Below are 4,089 nucleotides of genomic sequence, written 5' to 3' on the forward strand. Positions count from 1 at the left end.
GCAGTGGCGCGACCAGAAGCGTCTCAAGAAGAAGCTCGGATCATATCCAGCGATGTCACTCGCCCAGGCCCGCGAGGTCTTCAAACGCGATTTCGCTGGCCCCATCCAGAAGGGTCGCAGCATCAAGGTCGCGGGCGACACGCGCCCCGGCACCGTGGGCGATCTATTTGAGGCCTATGCGAAACATCTAAAGGACTCTGAAAAGTCGTCTTGGAAGGAAGCTGAGAAGGGCTTGAACAAGATTGCCGATTTGCTTGGCCGTCATCGCCCAGCACGCGACATCGAACCCGATGAAGTTTCCGACGTGATCCGCCCCATTTTCGAAAGAGGCAAAAAGTCGATGGCTGATCACGTTCGGAGCTACATCCGCTCCGCATACAGTTGGGGCTTGAAATCCGAACACGATTATCGGTCAAACTCGCCCCGGCGTTTCCATCTGGTTATGAATCCTGCCGCAGGCATACCAACTGAGCCCAAGGTTGTCGGCACCCGCTGGCTCGACGAGGACGAGTTCCTACGGCTTTATCGCTGGCTCGAATGCCCCGATACACCAGTCCATCCCCCCTATACACGCGCCGTGCGCATCCTCATGCTAACGGGACAGCGTGTCGAGGAAATCGCCCGTCTCCATGTCGATCAGTGGGATGCCCGCGAGAAGATCATCGACTGGTCGAAGACCAAGAACGGCAAGCCCCATGCCATTCCGGTTCCAGACACTGCCGCCGAGCTGATCGAGTCGATTAAGCCCAACGAGCATGGCTGGTTCTTCCCTTCGGCGATGGACCCGGAAAGGCCCGTCAGCCATGGAACACTTTATTCTTTCATGTGGCGTCAGCGTGAACGCCAGGTCATCCCCATCGTCACGAACCGGGATCTGCGCCGGACATGGAAAACACTGGCCGGGAAGGCAGGAGTGTCAAAGGAAATCCGCGACCGCCTCCAGAACCACACGCTTCAGGACGTCAGTTCCAAGAGCTACGACCGTTGGAACTACATGCCCGAAAAACGAGCTGCAATGAAAAAATGGAACGCTTTCGTCACAAAGCTACTGACCAAGAAGAACTTGAAACGCGCGGCCTGATCTGGCGGCCCGCTTACGCCAATCGATAGCGGGCAGCGTATTAAGATTCTGCCTGCGATCACCGGCCAGCGCGCTAGTCTGCTCGCTACTGTTCCTCAAGCACGCGTTTGCCACGAACTTAAGGCCAACCGTCCGAAGCCGTCATGGATTGAGGCCTTGCGACCCGCGAGCCGATCGCTATGATCATGGCCAAGGCTAACCACAGGCGCCTGCCGCTCGCTGTAGCGAAGTCCTCACCGACACTGTGCTAAGGAATATTTTCCCGTGTCACGTTTTCCACGTGGCTTTTGGAAAATGGCAGCGAGCGACGTGTTCCATCGGCCGCATCGGAGAACAGACATGGCAACTCAATTTTCAACGATCGATGGACTGAAGCGCGCGGCCAAGAAGGTCAAGCGTGAGAGCGGTGTGACGCACGCGCAAGCGCTCGACCATGTTGCGCGTGCGGGCGGCTTTCAAAACTTCATCCATGCGTCGCGCAATGTCGGCGAGGCGAAGCCAGAACCGCGCTTTCCCGTGACGATCTCGCAATATTGGTTTGATCGAAAGGCGAAGACCCGTGGCACCGAAAGCCTCCTGATACATTTTTCCCAGCCCCTCACCGGCCTGGTCAGGCCCCATCATCTCAAGGGCTATCTCGGCGGCGCGCAGTTGCGGGGCGAAGATCGCCTATACGGCCATGGCGAGGGCGAAGATCGGGATCATGCCCGCAAGCTCGCCAGTCGTCTCGCCCGCGTCTTGCAGTTCATGGATGCGACAGGGCTGAAACCTTCAACTGGCAAGCGCTTCTATCCCAAGAGCGACTGGCACAATCGCCCTCCTGGCGGTGATCACGAGCATGGCTGGTATGATCCTCGGACGAAAACCCATCTGTTCACCGACGAACCCTATGCAATCGGTGAACAAACACAGGCTGAGCGCGCGACTTGGTGCGAACGGCATGAATTCGACATCCTCGGCTCCAACCGGGCGAGCATCTATGGCTATGGTACCGAGCTGTATCTGATCGCGAAGCGCGGCGCCGTTCTCGACCTGAAAGCGCTGCTGGCAAAGCTCGAAGTTTCATCGCCACCGATCTCCGAGAATGATTGGGACCGGCATGCAAAGCGGTAGTTGCTTTAGGGCGGCACGCCAATGACGAGCGCTCCCCCGCTGCCCATCCGCCCGCCCAGCTATGACGATGCCGCGCTCGAAGCCCGGATCAAGGCCCTGCAAGCCGCCGTCGAATTTTGGGCGCAGCAACGCGACATGTGGGAGGACTGCGGCTTTCAGTCCTTTGCCCATAGGGTGGGTGCCGAACCGGGCGAAAACGCCTGCGTCACTGTGCTGTATTTCGAAGGTCCGTTCTACAACATGTTCAACGGCACTTGGGACGACGGATCAGAGACATCGTTTGGCGAATTGATCGCCAGCCTTGGTTATGAATATGAACTCTCCGACCATGTCAGCGCGCATTTCTACGCGCTAGATCCAGCCCTCTGCGCGGCGTTCGACGATTATTTCCACTGGCAATGGGTGTGCGGCCTGATCGAGCCGGATTGCGCTGATATCTATGAGGAGCTTTACGCGCATTTCGCCCATCGACCCGACGATCTGCACCGGATCAATTGGCGCGAGTTTGAGATCCTCCTGTTCCGCATCTTCCAGAATCAGGGCTTCACGGCCGAACTCGGTTCCGGTCGAGCCGATGGCGGGGTCGATATTCGCCTTCTGCAACGCGATCCACTCGGTGATATCCTGACTTTGGTCCAGGCTAAGCATTATGCGTCGCACCGCAAGGTCGGCCTGGAGCCTGTCCAGGCGTTGTTCGGCGCGGCGCAGGCCGACGGCGCCCAGCGCGGCATCGTCGTCACGACCTCGGAATACCTACCAGGAGCGCGTGCGTTCGCCGCCCGGCACAATGTGCAGCTCGACCTGAGGACATCGAACGATGTCGCGGAATGGTGCCGGACCGCGACCGCAGGCATCGTCCAGGACAAGTCGAAGCTGGTAGCCCCCGAGCATCTGAGGAACATTCTCAGCCAGCTCCGAGAAGGTCGTATCCCTCCGCCGAGGGCCGCCTGTTCTGACTTGTTGATTGGCTTTAAGTCCATGGCTTATGTCATGCGCTACAATCATTTCCCCCATTGAGGTCCTGTCCTCCGATGATCTTGGTCGCCGGCGGGATTGGTCGGACGAAGAGAAGGTTCGGATCGTCGAGGAGAGCCTGCAAGGCTTTCGGCAGGGGTCCGCGACGGCGCGGCGATATGGTTTGTCGCGGTCATTGTTGACCCGTTGGCGTCGGGAGTTCCGTAGTGGCCTTCTGAGCGGTTCGGCTTCAACGGGCTTCGTGCCGCTTTCGATTTCGCCACCGGCGGCGGCATCTTGCGAGAAGGTCTCGCCGCCCCGGCCGGAAGATGACAAAAGGATCGAGATCGGCCTGCCGAACGGTCGACGGTTGATGATCCCGGCGTCGCTTGATCCGATCATTCTCGCCCGGCTGTTGCCGGTTCTGGATGCGTCATGATCGCCTTTCCGGCTGGTGTGAAGGTGTGGATTGCGGGCGGCGTGACGGACATGCGCTGCGGCATGAACAGCCTGGCGCTGAAGGTGCAACAGGGTCTTGGCCGCGATCCTCATGGCGGCGAAGTCTTCTGCTTCCGGGGTCGCAAGGGTGACCTGATCAAGGTTCTGTGGCACGACGGGATCGGCATGTCGCTTTACCTGAAGCGGCTTGAAGCCGGAAAGTTCATCTGGCCGGTCAGTCAAAATGGCTCCGCCGTGCCAGTGTCGGCGGCGCAACTCGGCTATCTCCTGGAAGGGATCGACTGGCGCAATCCACGCTGGACGCAGCGGCCTTCGAAGGCAGGCTAATCGACTGCATTCCTCTGTTTTTGTTGGGCTTTCAGCATGGTGCATGGTAGCTTTCGGCCATGGATGATGCTGCTTCGGAGATAGCCAGACTGCGTGCCGCGCTAGCGGCATCGGAAGCGCGTGCTGCCTCCGCCGAGGCCGATCTCGCGCAGGTG

Annotated in this window: 5 protein-coding genes; all 5 read left to right on the forward strand. The window is 59.3% G+C overall.

Annotated features, from left to right (window positions below):
• Window positions 1-1,081 (forward strand): tyrosine-type recombinase/integrase (locus AB4Y99_RS26250; RefSeq protein WP_441525394.1); only part of this gene is annotated, 1,081 nt, incomplete at its 5' end.
• 339 nt (window positions 1,082-1,420) lie between these two features.
• On the forward strand, window positions 1,421-2,194 hold the full coding sequence (locus tag AB4Y99_RS26255; protein WP_441525395.1) for a hypothetical protein: 774 nt from the start codon (window positions 1,421-1,423) through the stop codon (window positions 2,192-2,194).
• 21 nt (window positions 2,195-2,215) lie between these two features.
• The gene (locus AB4Y99_RS26260; protein ID WP_441525396.1) at window positions 2,216-3,211 is read left to right on the forward strand and encodes a restriction endonuclease; all 996 of its coding nucleotides are present in this window, start codon (window positions 2,216-2,218) and stop codon (window positions 3,209-3,211) included.
• Window positions 3,180-3,587 carry an IS66-like element accessory protein TnpA gene (tnpA, locus tag AB4Y99_RS26265; RefSeq protein ID WP_441525397.1) on the forward strand — a complete coding sequence of 136 codons (408 nt, stop codon included), beginning with the start codon at window positions 3,180-3,182 and terminating at the stop codon, window positions 3,585-3,587. Before AB4Y99_RS26260 ends, tnpA begins: the two co-directional genes overlap by 32 nt.
• Window positions 3,584-3,934: an IS66 family insertion sequence element accessory protein TnpB gene (gene tnpB / locus AB4Y99_RS26270; RefSeq protein WP_027990597.1), complete on the forward strand. Its 351-nt coding sequence runs from the start codon at window positions 3,584-3,586 to the stop codon at window positions 3,932-3,934. The genes tnpA and tnpB overlap by 4 nt, the downstream gene beginning before the upstream one ends.
• The last annotated feature ends 155 nt before the right edge of the window (window positions 3,935-4,089 follow it).

It is taken from the genome of Allobosea sp. TAB14, from assembly GCF_052113865.1.
Taxonomy (GTDB): Bacteria; Pseudomonadota; Alphaproteobacteria; order Rhizobiales; family Beijerinckiaceae; genus Allobosea; species Allobosea spartocytisi.